The following is a 14,555-nucleotide window of genomic DNA, read 5'->3' as shown; positions in this document are numbered from 1 at the left end:
ATTCCGGTTGGGTCATTCGGTATCGAGGCAGCTGTTGGAGGCATTTCACTCATCCAACTGACGCTGGAAGCGCTGGATATCACGGCGCTGCTTCTTGTCGGGGCGCTTGAGCGGATGCTGCATTGCCTGGTTGGTCAGACGCCGGCTCTCGGCCTCACGCACTCGGCGTTCAGCGCTCTCGACAGTTTCGCGATAGAGTTCACGCGCTTCAGGTGCACCGCGACGCTGATCGGAAAGTGCCACCACTTCGACCTCCCAGATCTCCCAGCCCTGGGGCACGCGAACCAGTGCGCCAACCTCCACGCTCTTGCTGGTCTTGGCACGCTCGCCGTTGTAATGCACCTTGCCGCCCTCGATGGCTTTCTTGGCCAGGGCCCGAGTCTTGAAGAAGCGGGCGGCCCATAACCACTTGTCCAGGCGTACGTTACTCAAACTTGCCTCCCTCCTCGGGACGAGCCGAAGTGTTGCTGCGTACCTCCGAGGGTAGCGCGTCGGGAAGGATGGCGGCGAAGCGGTCCAGGGCGATGAACTCCTCGAGCTCCTTTTCCGGCCGGGTACTGTCGGGCTGCTTGATCCCCAGCAGGTAGCGGATACCGAACTCCCGAGCGCTTTCCAGCACCTCCGGGTTGTCATCGATGAACAGCGTGCGCGCCGGGTCGAAGGGTTCGACCTCCTGCAACTCGAACCAGAACTCCTGGGCCTCCTTGGGCACACCGAGGTCGGCCGAGGAGACGATCGCATCCAGGTACTCCTCGAGTCCGGTCAGCGGCAGCTTGAGCTCCAGGCTTTCGCGATCGGCGTTGGTCGCCAGCACCACCCGGGGATGAGCCTGCTTGAGCCACTTGAGGAAGTCGAGCGCGTCGCTGCGCAGCCCGACAAGGTGCTGGATCTCGCGCTTGAGGGCAACGATGTCCACGCCCAGCTCACGGCTCCAATAGGCCAGGCTGTACCAGTTCAGCGATCCCCTTTCGTGCAGGATACGGGAGCGCACCTGTTCCTGGGTGGCCTCGTCGAGGCGATGCAACTCGACATAGCGCCGCGGCAGGTGTTCCAGCCAGAAGTGGCTGTCGAAATGCAGGTCGAGAAGTGTGCCGTCCATGTCCAGCAGAACGGTATCGATGGCACGCCAGTCGATCATGGCGACTCCCGGTGACGTCTTAGCGATGGAAGGCGTGGTATTGTACCCAATGGATGATGGCGGCGCATTCCCGGCAGCTCGATGCCGACGGCATCCCGCACGAAACGGAGCTTTCATGACCGAGCACAAGACCTTGCAGAAACCCCAGGTAGTGTCACGCCAGTCCGTGGCCCGAAGCCGGCTGTTCCATATCGAGTCACTGGAGCTGCGCTTTGCCAATGGCGCCGAGCGCACCTTCGAGCGACTGTCCGGAAGTGACCAGGGGGCCGTGATGATCATCGCCATGCCCGATCCCGAACATGTCCTGCTGATACGCGAATATGCCGCGGGCTTCGAGGACTACGTGCTGACGCTGCCCAAGGGGCTGGTGGACCCGGGCGAGGATATCGTTACCGCAGCCAACCGGGAACTGATGGAGGAGTGCGGCTTCGGCGCCAGGTGCATAGAGCCCCTGGTGGAGCTGTCGCTGGCACCCAACTACATGCGTCATCGCATGCAGGTTCTGCTGGCCACGGAGCTCTACGCCAGGCGCCTGCCGGGTGACGAACCGGAGCCGCTGGTGGTCGAGACCCATGCACTGGAGGAGCTGCCGACCCTGCTGCTGCGGGATGATTTCCACGAGGCAAGAGCCATAGCGGCCCTATATATTGCCCGCGATACCCTGCGTGAACGGCACCGCAGGGAAACGCCGCTGCGCTGGTAGAGACCGGGGCAGGCGGCGGCTTTCAGCCATGCCGATGCAGTTTACGCAGGCCGCCGTTGCCCTCCTTGAGCCGAATCCAGCGACTTTGGCGATAGCTGTCCAGTCCGGCCTCGAGCAGGGTCATGACCTCGATTCCCTCTTCAGCGCTGACCGGAAGCCCCGCCTGCCCCGCCAGCGCCTCGGCGATGCTGGCGTAGTAACCCAGATAGTCGCCGGGAAGGCCTGGATGCTCGTGCGTGACGAGCTCCGCTTCCCCGACCACGGTCAGGTGTCCGGGCCGGGGATCGATGCCCCAATCACGACTCGGCATGCGCCCTTCCCGCAGCCAGTTTTCCTGCGGATCGCGGCCATACTTGACGAAGCTTCCCTGGGTACCGTGCAAGGCCAGCTGCGGGGTCGGCTCTGCCACCAGCGAGCTGGCTTGCAGGGTAACCCGTAGCCCGTCGTAGTCCAGCACGGCGAGGAAGTCATCATCCACCTCGGCGCCGTCTCGCACCGCCATCAGGTCGAGCAGTATCGCCCGCGGCATGCCGAATAGCGTCCGCGCCTGATCGAGCAGATGCGAGCCGAGGTCGTACCAGATCCCGCTACCCGGCTTGTCCTGCTCGCGCCAACGCTCGGCTACCACGGGCCTGAAACGATCGAAGCGCATCTCCAGCGAAACCGGGTGACCAACGGTTCCCGCCTCGACGAGTGACTGCAAGGTACGAAAATCACTGTCCCAGCGACGGTTATGGAAGACGCTGAGCAGGCGCTCGGCCCTGTCGGCTTCCGCCTTGAGCAACCGTGCCTCGGACAAGGATATGGTGAACGGCTTGTCGACCACCACGTGCTTGCCGGCGGCGATGGCTGCCTTGCCCAACGCAAAGTGTGTGTCGTTGGGGCTGGCAATGACGACGAGGTCGATATCCGGTCGGGCGAACAGCTCCGCTGGCTTCGTCAGCACATCCATTTCAGGCAGTGAGGCATGCACCCGCTCGCTCGAGGTGCTGACTACAGCCAGCAGTTCGAGGCCCGGTGTGGCCTGAATCAACGGGGCATGGAAGACTTTCCCTGCCGTGCCGAAGCCGATCAGGCCGACACCGAAGATCTGCTGACGCATAGCGTTCTCCCTACCTGGGGTTCGATGGTGAATGCTGCGTGACGAACCGGGCCTGGACCCGGTTCGTGGCATACATCAGTCGAGCTTGGAGAGGTCTCGCACCGCACCCTTGTCAGCGGAAGTGGCCAACAGCGCATAGGCCTTGAGCGCGGCCGACACCTTGCGCAGGCGCTCGATGCGTGGTTTCCAAGCCTCCCTGCCACGCGCTTCCTCCGCCTCACGACGCGCCGCAAGCTCAGCATCGCTCAGCTTCACGTCGATGCGGCGGTTGGGGATGTCGATGCGAATGGTGTCGCCCGACTGCACCAGGCCGATAGCACCGCCTGCCGCCGCCTCGGGAGAAACGTGGCCGATGGAGAGCCCCGAGGTACCGCCCGAGAAGCGCCCATCGGTGAGCAGCGCGCACGCCTTGCCCAGCCCCTTCGACTTCAGATATGAGGTGGGATAGAGCATCTCCTGCATGCCCGGACCGCCCTTCGGCCCCTCGTAGCGGATGACGACGACCTCGCCCTCCTTCACCTTGCCCGCCAGGATGTGTTCCACCGCCTGGTCCTGGGACTCGACCACGTGGGCCGGCCCTTCGAAGACCAGAATGGAGTCATCGACGCCGGCGGTCTTCACCACGCAGCCATCCACGGCGATGTTGCCGTAGAGCACCGCCAGGCCGCCCTCCCTGGAGAAGGCGTGTTCGAGGTCGCGGATGCAGCCGTTGGCGCGGTCGCCGTCGAGGCTCGGCCAGCGTGCGGCCTGGGAGAAGGCGGTCTGGGTCGGGATGCCGCCGGGACCGGCCTTGAAGAACTCCACCACCTCCGGGGACGGATTGCGCATGATGTCCCACTCGTCCAGCGCCGCCTTGAGGCTATCGCCATAGACGGTGGGCACGCGGGTATCGAGCACCCCGGCACGGTCGAGTTCACCGAGGATGGCCATGATGCCACCGGCGCGATGCACATCCTCGATGTGATACTTCTGGGTGTTGGGCGCCACCTTGCACAGCTGCGGCACCTCACGCGACAGCCGGTCGATGTCGGCCATGCCGAAGTCGATCTCCGCCTCCTGGGCGGCGGCCAGCAGGTGCAGGATGGTGTTGGTGGAACCGCCCATGGCGATGTCCAGGGTCATGGCGTTCCTGAACGCCGCCTTGGAGCCAATGGCACGGGGCAGCAGGTGGCCCTCATCGCCCTCGTAGTAGCGCTTGGCCAGCTCGACGATACGGTGACCGGCGGTCTCGAACAGACGGCGGCGATCGGCATGGGTCGCCAGCACCGTGCCGTTGCCCGGCAGAGCCAGGCCCAGTGCCTCGGTCAGGCAGTTCATGGAGTTGGCGGTGAACATGCCGGAGCAGCTGCCGCAGGTGGGACAGGCGCTGCGCTCCACCTCGGCCAGGGTCTCGTCGTCCACCGAGTCGTCGGCAGCCATGACCATGGCATCGACCAGGTCGAGCCCGTGATCGAGCAGCTTGGTCTTGCCGGCTTCCATGGGACCGCCGGAGACGAAGATCACCGGAATGTTGAGGCGCATGGCAGCCATCAGCATTCCAGGGGTGATCTTGTCGCAGTTGGAGATACACACCAGGGCATCGGCGCAGTGCGCGTTGACCATGTACTCGACGCTGTCGGCGATGATGTCACGGCTCGGCAGCGAATAGAGCATGCCGTCGTGGCCCATGGCGATGCCGTCGTCCACGGCGATGGTGTTGAACTCCTTGGCCACCCCGCCGGCCTTCTCGATCTCGCGGGCCACCAGCTGTCCCATGTCCTTCAGGTGCACGTGACCGGGCACGAACTGAGTGAAGGAGTTGGCCACGGCGACGATCGGCTTGTGGAAGTCCTCGTCCTTCATGCCGGTGGCGCGCCACAGGGCGCGGGCGCCGGCCATGTTGCGGCCGGCGGTGGTGGTGCGGGAGCGATATTCAGGCATGGTGTCCTCTTCGTGCGCGTAGGCGCTATGCGGTTCACGCCGTCTATGCCACCAAAGTGCGGCGACGGTCTAGGTATGTCAGGGCAATTCTGTCATGCACGGGGCGAGGCGGCTAGACCACCAGCGAATGAGTATCGGGCAACGGCTCTCTGCCGTAGACCACCCAGACGTCCAGTGCCGGACCCAGCGCCTCGATCAGGCGCAGCTTGTCCGGGTGGGCTTCCAGGGTCTGGCGGGCGCAGATGCCCGCCTCGAAACGCCCTGCCAGCAGCCCTTCGGCCACCGCCACGGTGGTGGGCGCATCGATCTCCTCAGCGAAGCCCGAGAGGTCGGTGTAGTAGCGGGTGGCCGGCTGGCGCGCCACCTGGCGCGGCGTGGCGATGTCGCGCTGGGCCAGCAGCACCAGCGGATGGCTGCCGGCGACGAAGGTGTCCACCGGAAACGCACGGTGCATGTACCGCCCCACGCAGTCGGCATGGCTGAAATGGGCGGTGCACTGCAGCACCCGGTCCACCTCCCCCGCCACCAGCGCCTCGAAGGCGGCGGGGAACTCATCGATCAGCCTGACCTCGGCATCGATCAGTCCGCGGGCCTCGAGATAGCGGCGCAGCACCAGTACATGGTTGTTTCCCTCGGGGCCCAGCGTGGCAACGATCATGTCACTCTCCTCAGACGCTCGAATCAGATGGCGAAGATCACCACTAGCCCGGCCACGACCAGCACCACCCGCAGCCAGGCCGCACGCCGGGCGATCACGCCGTAGGAGGTCGCCATCAGGCCCAACGCGATCTTGACCGCATCGAAGACCGCCCACAGCGGGTCGAAGGCGAGGCGGATGAGATCGGGGTTGGCGACCATGGCCAGCGGGATGATGTAGAGCCCGATGCCCAGCGCCATGGCCTTGATCGCCACCTTGAGCCAGTTTTCCCCCACCATGCCTGCAGCAATGAACACGCCCCCGCATACCGGGGGGGTGATAGTCGAGAGCAGCGCGAACCAGAACACGAACAGGTGCGCCAGCAGTGGCTCGAGCCCCAGCGCCGTCAGCGCCGGCCCTGCCACCGAGACACAGATCACGTAGGCCGCCGTGGTCGGCACCTCCATGCCCAGGATCAGGCAGGCAAGGGCCGTGAGCAGCAGCGCCGGCCACAGCATCTCGTTGGAGAGCGACAGGATGCCGGAGGTGATCTTTACCCCGAGCCCGGTCAGCGACAGCACCCCGATCACCAGCGAAGCGCAGATGATGATGGCGCCGATCACCGCCACCTGGCGCCCGGCGGTGACCATCGCCTCTGCCATGCGCGTGGCGAAGCCGCGCAGCGAAAAGGTCAGCGTCACATCGAAGAACAGCAGCAGCATGCCGGCGAAGATGGCAATGCTGGCTGCATACTGCGGGGTGTAGCCCCCCAGGAAGATACGCTCGAGCAACAGCACGAAGGGCACGGCGAAGAACAGCGAGGTGATCGCCACCTCCTTGCCGCTGGGCCGGTCCGCATCCGGCATGGGCCGCAGGTCGTGGCGGGTGGCGAAGGCATTGATCCCCATCCACACGGTGGCGAAGTAGAGGATGGCCGGAAGCAGCGCCGCAGCCATGATCTGGGTATAGGGCGTGCCGGTGAGCTCCACCATGACGAAAGCCCCGGCCCCCATCAGCGGCGGCATGATCTGCCCGCCCGAGGAGGCCACCGCCTCGACGCCGCCGGCCAGGGTGCGCGGATAGCCCAGGCGCACCATGGAGGGGATCGTAATTGCGCCGGTGGAGGCCACGTTGGCCGAGGCGGAACCGGAGATCGAGCCCATCAGCGCCGAGGAGATGACCGAGACCTTGGCCGCGCCGCCGGTCAGGCGCCCGGCGAAGGCGCTGGCCATGTTCATGAAGCCGCGCCCCGCCTCGCCGGCGTTCAGCACTGCGCCGAAGATAACGAAGATCGCCACCACCCCGACGCTGACTCCGGTGAGCGAACCCCACAGGCCGCTCTCGGCAATGGTCAGGGTGCCAACGAAGCTCTGCATCGGCAGGCCCGGGTGGCCAAACTGTCCGGGGATATGTTCGCCGAACACCGCGTAGGCGAGCGCTCCCAACGCCACCAGCGGCAGCGGCCAGCCGATCGCACGACGCGCCGTTTCCAGGGTCAGTGCGATCAGAAAGACACCCAGCGCCATCTGGAAGTTGTTGTCGATGAAGCCGTACTGATTGGACAGCGCCTCCTCGTTGAAGGCGATATAGCCACAGGCGGCAATGCCGAGCACGGTCAGCAACCAGCCGCTCCAGCGCTCGAAGGGCGTGCGGGCGGCCAGGATCAGGATCCACGGCAGTGCCAGGGCCATGTGGATAGGTCGGCTGACCAGTGCCGGCGTCAGGCCGTAGAAGATCAAGCCGAGATGGAACACTACCGTGACCGCCCCGAGAATCACCCAGGCGGGATGCAAACGTGGCACGCCATCAACGGCGCTGGCCGTCGGCGAAGAAGAGAGTGTCGATGACATAGTACGGGATGCCTTGCGACTGCAGCGGGGCCATCCTTGTGCCCCACCTGCTCAGTCGGAGTTAACGCAGCTCGTCGGGAATCTCGATGCCGGCTTCGTCGTAGTAGCGCACGGCACCGGGATGCAGGGAGCCGGCAATGTTACCGATCATGTCGTGGGTGATGCCGCCCCACCATGCCGCCTCGTCAGCCATGGCATCACGCCGCTCCCAGAAGGTGCGGGTCAGGGTATAGGCGGTCTCCTCGTCCATGCTGGTGGTGGTGTAGGCAATCACCGGCAGCGAGGTGGTCTCGACATCCTGGTCGATGCCGGAGTAAGTGCCGGCCGGGATGGTCTGGCGCGCCGCGCCGGTCTGCTCGATCTGATCGTCGGTGAGGCTGACCAGGCTGATCGGCATGCTGGCGGCGGTTTCGATCACGTTGGGCGTGGGAAAGGAGCTGGCGGTGACGAAGGCATCGATCTGGCCATTCCTCAGCGCATCGGGGCCACTGCCGATCTCGGCGCTGGCCACACGCACCTTGTCCATCATGTCGAACAGTTCCAGGTAGCGCTCGGCTTCGCGGGCGCCGAAGGTGCCGCGACCGATCAGCACATGTTTGCCTTCGAGGTCCTCCAGGCCGATCACGCCGTCGTCACCGGCCGCAACGAAGTGCATGGTGATGGAAGGGATCGGGAACAGGCCGCGGATATCCTGGAAACGCGGGCTCTGACGCTCGGCGAAGGGGCCTTCGCCGGCCATGGCCTGGTCGACCAGGCCCGGCGGGGTGGTGAAGACGTAGTTACCCTGGCGTGCCATCACTTCCATGACGTTCTGCACCGAGCCCTGGCTCTCTTCCAGCGTGAGCACGACGTCGCCTTCCGTACCACGCCGGATCGCCTCGGAGAGTTCGACACCCATCTGGTAGTAGGCAGTACCCGCCGAAGCGGACTTGTAGGTCACGCGGGTTTCGGCCTGGACCGAAAGCGCGGATGCGCCAAGCAGAACGGCAGTGGCCGAGGCCAGCAGGGTTCGGGTGAAGGCAGGTTTGCGGTGTGACATGTCGGTCTCCATGTTGGCGTCCAGCATCGCGGCGCGATGTCATTGTCATTGGTCTTGGGCCAATCGTTATAAGAATGTCATGCAAAGGGATATAATGCCGACTTTTTTACACGAAGAATACCTAGAGCTAACACCATGCGAATCACAGCCGTAATAGGGGGCTGCGGTGGCGTCGGAATTGCCATCGCCCAGGCGCTTCTCGAGGCGGGAGACTTCGTGTTTCTGCTCGACCTCGAACAGGCACAGCCCATGGCAAGCGACTTGAGCGCGCGCTGGCCAGAGCGTTGCGCCTTCGTGCCTTGCGATCTGACGCGGTCGGAAAGCCTCGCTGCCGCCTTTGCTCGAATCCAAGCCCATGGGAAGGGGCTCGACAGCTGCATCAACGCCGCCGGGGTGATCCGGCGCGGCCCCTTCGTCGAGGTCGACGCCAGGGAGCTGGAGGAAATGCTGGCGGTCAACGTCAGCGGCGCCTATCAGGCGCTGCAGCTTGCCACGCGGTTGATGGTCCCCCAAGGGAAGGGGCGGATCGTGATCGTTGCCTCGGCGCACGGCCTGCGCACCGCTGCCGAACGCTCCACCTATGCCATGTGCAAGGGGGCCATGCTGGCCTTGAGCCGTGCGCTGGCGGTGGAGCTCGGCCCCCAGGGCATTCTGGTCAATGCCGTGGCCCCCGGCCCGGTCAGCGCCGGGATGCAGGATGCCGCATCCGAGTCCCGCCAGCGCTGGCAGTCGGCCACCCCGCTAGGCAGGGTCGCCGAAGCCACCGAGGTCGCACGGGCAGTGGCCTTCCTGGCCTCCGCTGACAACACTTTCGTCAACGGCGAAACGCTGGTGGTGGATGGCGGTGCCAACGTGTCCATCTAGCGCCACCTCTTGCCTGACTTGGTAAGACGCTCGACTAGATACCGAAGACCACCCTAGCCACATCGCGATAGCGCTTGGCAAAGTGCACCGTCACCCCCTCCTTGAGGTAATCGGGCAGCTCGTCGTAGTCGCGACGATTGGCCTCGGGCAGGATCACCTCGAAGATCTTGCTGCGCCGAGCGGCGATGATCTTCTCCCGAATCCCCCCCACCGGCAGCACGTAACCGGTCAGCGTCAGCTCGCCGGTCATCGCCAGCGGGCGATCGATTCCCTGGTGGCGCGCCAGTGACAGCAGCGCAGTGGTCATGGTCACGCCTGCCGAGGGGCCGTCCTTGGGCGTGGCCCCTTCCGGCACGTGCAGATGGACGAAGGCCGAGTCGAAGAAGTCGGCATCGGCACCGTACTCGGCGAGATGGCCGAGAGTATAGCTGTAGGCGATATTGGCCGACTCCTGCATCACCTCGCCGAGCTTGCCGGTGAGCTTGAAGCCCCTGGTCAGCGAGTGCACCTTGCCGGCCTCGATGGGCAGCGTGGCACCACCCATGGCCGTCCATGCCAGCCCGGTAACGACACCCTCGCCCTTGAGCACCTGTTCCTGACGGAACAGCGGTGCACCGAGGTACTCCTCGAGGTTCTTGACCGAGATGCGCACCGAGGCCCGGTCGCCCTCGAGCAGCTTGACCGCTGCCTTGCGCACGATACTGTGCAGCTGCTTCTCGAGCTGGCGCACCCCGGCTTCGCGGGCATAGCCCTCGATCACCTGGCGCAGCGCCGCATCGGTCAGGTTGATGCACTTGCGCGGAATCTTGTCGCGCTTGAGCAGCTTGGGCCAGAGGTGGTTCTTGGCAATGGCCACCTTCTCCTCGGCGATGTAGCCCGAGAGACGGATCTGCTCCATGCGGTCGAGCAGCGGCCCGGGGATGGTATCCAGGGCGTTGGCGGTGCACACGAACAGCACCTTGGAGAGATCCAGACGCACGTCGAGGTAGTGGTCGAGGAAATCCACGTTCTGCTCGGGGTCGAGCACCTCGAGCAGCGCCGAGGCCGGGTCGCCCTGGAACGACTTGCCCAGCTTGTCGATCTCGTCGAGCATGATCACCGGGTTCTCGACCTCGACCTCTTTGAGTGCCTGGACCAGCTTGCCGGGCATGGCACCGATGTAGGTGCGCCGGTGCCCCTTGATCTCGGCCTCGTCGCGCATGCCGCCCACCGAGAAGCGGTAGAACTCGCGCCCCAGCGCTTCGGCAATGGAGCGTCCCACCGAGGTCTTGCCCACCCCCGGCGGGCCGACCAGCAGCAGGATGGAGCCGCCCACGTCACCCTTGAAGGTACCCTCGGCGAGGAACTCGATGATGCGCTCCTTGACGTCCTTGAGGCCGTCGTGGTCGCGGTCGAGCACCGCCCGAGCGTGGCTCAGGTCGAGCTGATCCTCGCTGTGCACGCCCCAGGGCATCGAGGTGAGCCAGTCGAGGTAGTTGCGTGTGGTGCCGTACTCCGGCGAACCGGTCTCCAGTACCGAGAGCTTGTCGAGTTCTTCCTCGATACGCGTCAGCACCTTGGGCGGCACGACCAGTGCCTCGAGGCGGTCACGGAAGGTGTCGACGTCGTTCTCGCGGTCGTCCTTGGAAATGCCCAGCTCGCGCTGGATCACCTTGAGCTGCTCGCGCAGGAAGAACTCGCGCTGACGCTCCTGCATCTGGGCGTTGACCTGCTCGCTGATCTCGGTCTGCAGCTGGGCGACGTCGATCTCCTTGCGCAGCAGCGGTAGCACCTTTTCCATGCGCGCCTGCACCGGCAGCGTCTCCAGCACGACCTGCAGTTCGCGGCCCTTGGCCGAGGTGATGGCGGCAGCGAAGTCGGTCAGCGGCCCCGGCTCGTGGGGGCTGAAGCGGTTGAGGTAGTGCTTGAGCTCCTCGCCGTAAAGCGGGTTGATCGGCAGCAGCTCCTTGATGCCGTTGATGATCGCCATGGCGTAGGCGCGAGTCTCGTCCTCGTCGGCCTTGACCGGCTCACGGGGATAGCTGACCTCGACCAGATAGGGCGGCTTCTTCGACAGCCAGCGCTGGATGCGGAAACGGCGCAGCCCCTGGGCAATGAACTGAAGCTGCCCTTCCTCGCCGTGCAGCTTGTGCACCTTCACTGCCGTGCCGATCTCGGGAAAATGGTCGTGGCCAAGCTCGTCGACCTTGGTATCGCCGACGAATGCCACCCCCAGCGTATGGTGCGGTGTGTTGCCGACCCGGCGCATGGTCTCCTCCCAGCGCTCGCGGTTGATCACCAGCGGCTGGACCTGGGCGGGGAAGAACGGGCGGTTGTGGATCGGCAGCAGGTAGATGCGTTCGGGCAGATAGTCGCTGGCAGGCACCACGGCATGGTTGGCAACCTCGTCCACCTCGCCATCGGAGCGCAGCGCCTCGTTCTCCTCCTGCCTCGCCTGCTGCCAGCCATGTTCGTCCTGGTCGTGATCGCTCATGAAGTCCTCTTTCCGAAGCCAATGCTCAATGCCCTCTGGAATGCGGGCAGCATAGCCCAACTTCAAGGCGACGGAAGCTCAATGCATCACAGCAGAGGGGGATCAGCGCCACAAAGGCGGCAGCGGACGACTGTTGACCCGCACCTGTCCGCGGCCGATGTCGACCTCAAGTGTGCGGGTGTCCAACGGCAGGCCGAGCCACAGCGCCACCACGGTGGGCAAGTCATACCAGGTGAAATCGCCGTCGAGGCGTCGTCGCCAAGGCTCCCTCGCCGCGGAATCATCGAGACCGACCAGGCTGAGCTCTTCGAGCCGGCGACCGTCGAAGAACAGCGAACCGTCGGCACGGGCAGACAGGCCCAGCATGGGGCTTTCCAGCTCCAGGCGCAGCAGGTCGAGGCGCGGCGAATCCTGCAGGATCGCCAGCAGGTAGGGTTGGAGCTCTACCAGCATGTCATCCCGCTTCAGGCCATGATGGCCGCTGGCAGCCAGCTTGCGCAGCTGGAGCATGGCAGTGCGAATGGCGTCGGCATGCAGGCGCGAGAGCTCGACCTCGGTCTGACCCCTCAGCAGTACCTGCTCGGCAGTATGGATTTCGCCCAGATCCAGCTCTAGCTGCAACCTCAGCTCCTGATCATCCAGCAGCGTGCGATTCATCACGCGAACGTCGCTGGCGTCGAGTGCTAGCTGCGGCTGGCGCCAGGAGAGCGACTCGATCTGCAGACGATCCTCCTGAGTAAAGGAGTGCGCATCCTGGGTGTAGGCATACTGGCTGTTGAGGGTGGCCGGGCCGACTTCGAGCCTGGTCTCACCGTCGCTGAGGAACCATGATTCGAGCCGGGCCCGCAGACGCCAATTGCCCTGTTCGCCACTGAAGCGAAGCCTGCCCCCGTCGAAGGCCAGTTCACGCTCCTGCTGGGTGATACGCAGCGGGGCGAGTTGCAGCCCCCCTTCCAGGGTTCCGGTCAGGGTATGGTAGCTGGCTTCCCAGAGGGGTGGAGTCGAAGCCAGTGATTCATCGAAGAGATGGGTACCGTCCGGCCCATGGCGCAGCATCGCCTCCCCGTCCAGGTGCGTGCGGAGCACCCCATGTCGGGCTTGATAAGGCAGCTCGAGATGCCACATCTGACCAAACAGCGGCGCCAGATGGATGCGCCCGGTCGAGGACCACCAGCCCTGCTCGACGTCGACGCGCTCGATGGCCAGCTCTCCGCGTGCCTCGAGATCGGCGAGGGTGCGCGACATCTCGCGCTCGAACAGCCAGCTCGATACCGCCTGCGCACCAAACCAGGCAAGCAATAGCACAACCAACAACGGGACGATAAGACGTTCCTTGCGCATTGCTTCGCCTCCCTGTGCTGATACATGCGCTAGACCAACTAACCGTACATGGTATGTAAACTAGTGCAACCAAAGCCACAGGTGCATCGTACTCCAGGCATAGATACCGGCAAGCACGTCATCGATCATGATACCGAACCCGCCCGCCACGCGCCGGTCGGCCCAGCGAATGGGCCATGGCTTGAATACATCGAAGATCCGGAACAGCACGAACCCCCACAGCGCCGCCTCCCAGGAGAAGGGGACCGCGGCCATGGTGATCCAGTAGCCGACGAACTCGTCCCACACGATGCCGGAGTGGTCGTGCACGCCGAGATCCCGTGAGGTCTTGTCGCACAGCCAGACACCCACCACGAAGGCGACCGCCACCAGCGACAGGTACCAGCCCAGAGGCAGTTCGGACATCAGCCAGTAGAAGGGAATTGCCGCCAGGGTACCGAAGGTGCCCGGGGCCCAGGGCACGCCACCGCTGCCCAAGCCGAAGGCGAAGAAATGCACGGGGCGCCGCCAGACGCTCTGTGGACAACGGTTCATGGCTCGCCTCCACCAAAGTGCTGCCAGCCGCGAGCACCGTCCAGATCGACCCCGGACACCCCGCTGCCGGAACAGACGGTGCCAATCGGCGTCAGCGCAAGCCCCTCCAGCGTCAGCCGCCGCTGCGCCTCCCCGAGGGCTTCCCCGGGCAGGCTTAGCAGCAGCTCATAGTCATCGCCACCACACAGCGCGGCACGCCAAGCGGCCTTCTCACCCAGCGACTCGCGCAACCCCCGTGCCAGGGGCAGTGCCTCTGGCTCGAGCCGAGCCCCGACTCCCGATGCCGTGAGGACATGCTCGAGGTCGGCCAGCAGCCCGTCGGAAATATCGATGGCGGCCGTGGCCAGGTCGCGAAGTGCCAGGCCAGCCGCGAGCCTGGGCGTCGGTTTGAGGTAACGGCCCAGCAGCGGATGCGTCAGGTCACGCTCACCGCGCTGCCACAAAGCCAGCCCCCCTGCCCCACCGCCCAGAGCGCCGGTCACGGCCAGGACGTCACCGGCACGGGCGCCGGACCGAGTCATCGCCTGCCCGGGAGCAACCTCTCCCATGACCGTGACGCCAATGGCAAGCTGTCCCCGGGTCATGTCGCCGCCCACCAGCGCCGTACCGCTCGCTTGGCACAGCGCATGGAAGCCGCTGGCGAAGCCCGCCATCCAGCTGTCATTGTCGTCCTCGAGCGTCACTGACATCAGGCACCAGCGCGACTCCGCTCCCATCGCGGCCAGATCGCTCAGACTGACCGCCAGGGCACGATGGCCGATGGCGTCGGCAGGCGCATCCGCGGGAAAGTGGACCCCGGCCACCGAGGTGTCCACGCTGACCGCCAACTGCAGGCCCGGACGCGGGGCGAGCAAGGCGCAATCGTCGCCCACGCCGAGCGGCACGCCGGCATCCGGGCCGGGTGCAGCAGGAGTGAAGTGGCGGGCGATCAGTTCGAATTCACTGGCCACCGGG

Annotated in this window: 13 protein-coding genes; 2 read left to right on the top strand and 11 right to left on the bottom strand. The window is 65.2% G+C overall.

All coding sequences use genetic code 11. The annotated features are described in order from the left end of the window. Positions 1–45: 45 nt before the first annotated feature. Entirely contained in the window at positions 46–432 is a 387-nt protein-coding gene (hslR, locus tag H1D44_RS06095; RefSeq protein WP_181513946.1) for a ribosome-associated heat shock protein Hsp15, read from the bottom strand. Next, positions 425–1,138 carry a GMP/IMP nucleotidase gene (gene yrfG / locus H1D44_RS06090; protein WP_181513945.1) on the bottom strand — a complete coding sequence of 238 codons (714 nt, stop codon included), beginning with the start codon at positions 1,136–1,138 and terminating at the stop codon, positions 425–427. Before yrfG ends, hslR begins: the two co-directional genes overlap by 8 nt. 115 nt (positions 1,139–1,253) lie before the next feature. On the opposite strand from yrfG, the gene nudE reads away from it, so the two are divergent. Then, positions 1,254–1,841, top strand: coding sequence for an ADP compounds hydrolase NudE (gene nudE / locus H1D44_RS06085; RefSeq protein WP_181513944.1), 588 nt, complete (start codon positions 1,254–1,256; stop codon positions 1,839–1,841). A gap of 22 nt (positions 1,842–1,863) precedes the next feature. Here the strand turns inward: nudE and H1D44_RS06080 are convergent, their stop codons facing one another. The 5 genes from H1D44_RS06080 to H1D44_RS06060 all read right to left on the bottom strand — a co-directional run bounded on the left by H1D44_RS06080 (position 1,864) and on the right by H1D44_RS06060 (position 8,389). Next, positions 1,864–2,943 (bottom strand): oxidoreductase, encoded by a 1,080-nt coding sequence (locus H1D44_RS06080; protein WP_181513943.1) that lies wholly within the window; start codon positions 2,941–2,943, stop codon positions 1,864–1,866. 75 nt (positions 2,944–3,018) lie between these two features. Further along, complete coding sequence (gene ilvD / locus H1D44_RS06075) at positions 3,019–4,863, bottom strand: dihydroxy-acid dehydratase (RefSeq protein WP_181513942.1); 1,845 nt, start codon at positions 4,861–4,863, stop codon at positions 3,019–3,021. A 112-nt stretch (positions 4,864–4,975) separates the two neighbouring features. Beyond that, positions 4,976–5,521, bottom strand: a complete 546-nt coding sequence (locus H1D44_RS06070) for a hypothetical protein (RefSeq protein WP_181513941.1) — start codon at positions 5,519–5,521, stop codon at positions 4,976–4,978. Between the two features lie 23 nt (positions 5,522–5,544). Then, positions 5,545–7,350: a TRAP transporter permease gene (locus H1D44_RS06065; protein WP_181513940.1), complete on the bottom strand. Its 1,806-nt coding sequence runs from the start codon at positions 7,348–7,350 to the stop codon at positions 5,545–5,547. A 61-nt stretch (positions 7,351–7,411) separates the two neighbouring features. Beyond that, positions 7,412–8,389, bottom strand: a complete 978-nt coding sequence (locus H1D44_RS06060; protein WP_181513939.1) for a TAXI family TRAP transporter solute-binding subunit — start codon at positions 8,387–8,389, stop codon at positions 7,412–7,414. Between the two features lie 135 nt (positions 8,390–8,524). Here H1D44_RS06060 and H1D44_RS06055 point away from each other — a divergent pair, with 135 nt between their 5' ends. Then, a complete protein-coding gene (locus H1D44_RS06055; protein ID WP_181513938.1) occupies positions 8,525–9,253 on the top strand; it encodes an SDR family NAD(P)-dependent oxidoreductase in 729 nt (242 codons plus the stop codon). A gap of 34 nt (positions 9,254–9,287) precedes the next feature. Here H1D44_RS06055 and lon read toward each other — a convergent pair whose 3' ends face one another. The 4 genes from lon to thiL all read right to left on the bottom strand — a co-directional run bounded on the left by lon (position 9,288) and on the right by thiL (position 14,551). After that, a complete protein-coding gene (lon, locus tag H1D44_RS06050) occupies positions 9,288–11,726 on the bottom strand; it encodes an endopeptidase La (protein ID WP_181513937.1) in 2,439 nt (812 codons plus the stop codon). Between the two features lie 102 nt (positions 11,727–11,828). After that, positions 11,829–13,067 carry a DUF945 family protein gene (locus tag H1D44_RS06045; RefSeq protein WP_181513936.1) on the bottom strand — a complete coding sequence of 413 codons (1,239 nt, stop codon included), beginning with the start codon at positions 13,065–13,067 and terminating at the stop codon, positions 11,829–11,831. A gap of 60 nt (positions 13,068–13,127) precedes the next feature. After that, positions 13,128–13,601 carry a phosphatidylglycerophosphatase A family protein gene (locus H1D44_RS06040; RefSeq protein ID WP_181513935.1) on the bottom strand — a complete coding sequence of 158 codons (474 nt, stop codon included), beginning with the start codon at positions 13,599–13,601 and terminating at the stop codon, positions 13,128–13,130. Continuing rightward, complete coding sequence (gene thiL / locus H1D44_RS06035) at positions 13,598–14,551, bottom strand: thiamine-phosphate kinase (RefSeq protein ID WP_181513934.1); 954 nt, start codon at positions 14,549–14,551, stop codon at positions 13,598–13,600. The genes H1D44_RS06040 and thiL overlap by 4 nt, the downstream gene beginning before the upstream one ends. Between the last annotated feature and the right edge of the window lie 4 nt (positions 14,552–14,555).

Origin of the sequence: Billgrantia kenyensis (assembly GCF_013697085.1) — a bacterium.
In the GTDB taxonomy this organism is placed as follows: Bacteria; Pseudomonadota; Gammaproteobacteria; order Pseudomonadales; family Halomonadaceae; genus Halomonas; species Halomonas kenyensis.
Note: the sequence above shows the minus strand (reverse complement) of the source record. Positions and strands in the feature narration are given on the sequence as shown.

Excerpts from the sequence above, each read along its gene's own strand:
- yrfG (WP_181513945.1), bottom strand. The coding sequence starts at position 1,138 with ATGATCGACTGGCGTGCCATCGATACCGTTCTGCTGGACATGGACGGC.
- nudE (WP_181513944.1), top strand. The coding sequence starts at position 1,254 with ATGACCGAGCACAAGACCTTGCAGAAACCCCAGGTAGTGTCACGCCAG.
- H1D44_RS06080 (WP_181513943.1), bottom strand. The coding sequence starts at position 2,943 with ATGCGTCAGCAGATCTTCGGTGTCGGCCTGATCGGCTTCGGCACGGCA.
- ilvD (WP_181513942.1), bottom strand. The coding sequence starts at position 4,863 with ATGCCTGAATATCGCTCCCGCACCACCACCGCCGGCCGCAACATGGCC.
- H1D44_RS06070 (WP_181513941.1), bottom strand. The coding sequence starts at position 5,521 with ATGATCGTTGCCACGCTGGGCCCCGAGGGAAACAACCATGTACTGGTG.
- H1D44_RS06065 (WP_181513940.1), bottom strand. The coding sequence starts at position 7,350 with ATGTCATCGACACTCTCTTCTTCGCCGACGGCCAGCGCCGTTGATGGC.
- H1D44_RS06060 (WP_181513939.1), bottom strand. The coding sequence starts at position 8,389 with ATGTCACACCGCAAACCTGCCTTCACCCGAACCCTGCTGGCCTCGGCC.
- H1D44_RS06055 (WP_181513938.1), top strand. The coding sequence starts at position 8,525 with ATGCGAATCACAGCCGTAATAGGGGGCTGCGGTGGCGTCGGAATTGCC.
- lon (WP_181513937.1), bottom strand. The coding sequence starts at position 11,726 with ATGAGCGATCACGACCAGGACGAACATGGCTGGCAGCAGGCGAGGCAG.
- H1D44_RS06045 (WP_181513936.1), bottom strand. The coding sequence starts at position 13,067 with ATGCGCAAGGAACGTCTTATCGTCCCGTTGTTGGTTGTGCTATTGCTT.
- H1D44_RS06040 (WP_181513935.1), bottom strand. The coding sequence starts at position 13,601 with ATGAACCGTTGTCCACAGAGCGTCTGGCGGCGCCCCGTGCATTTCTTC.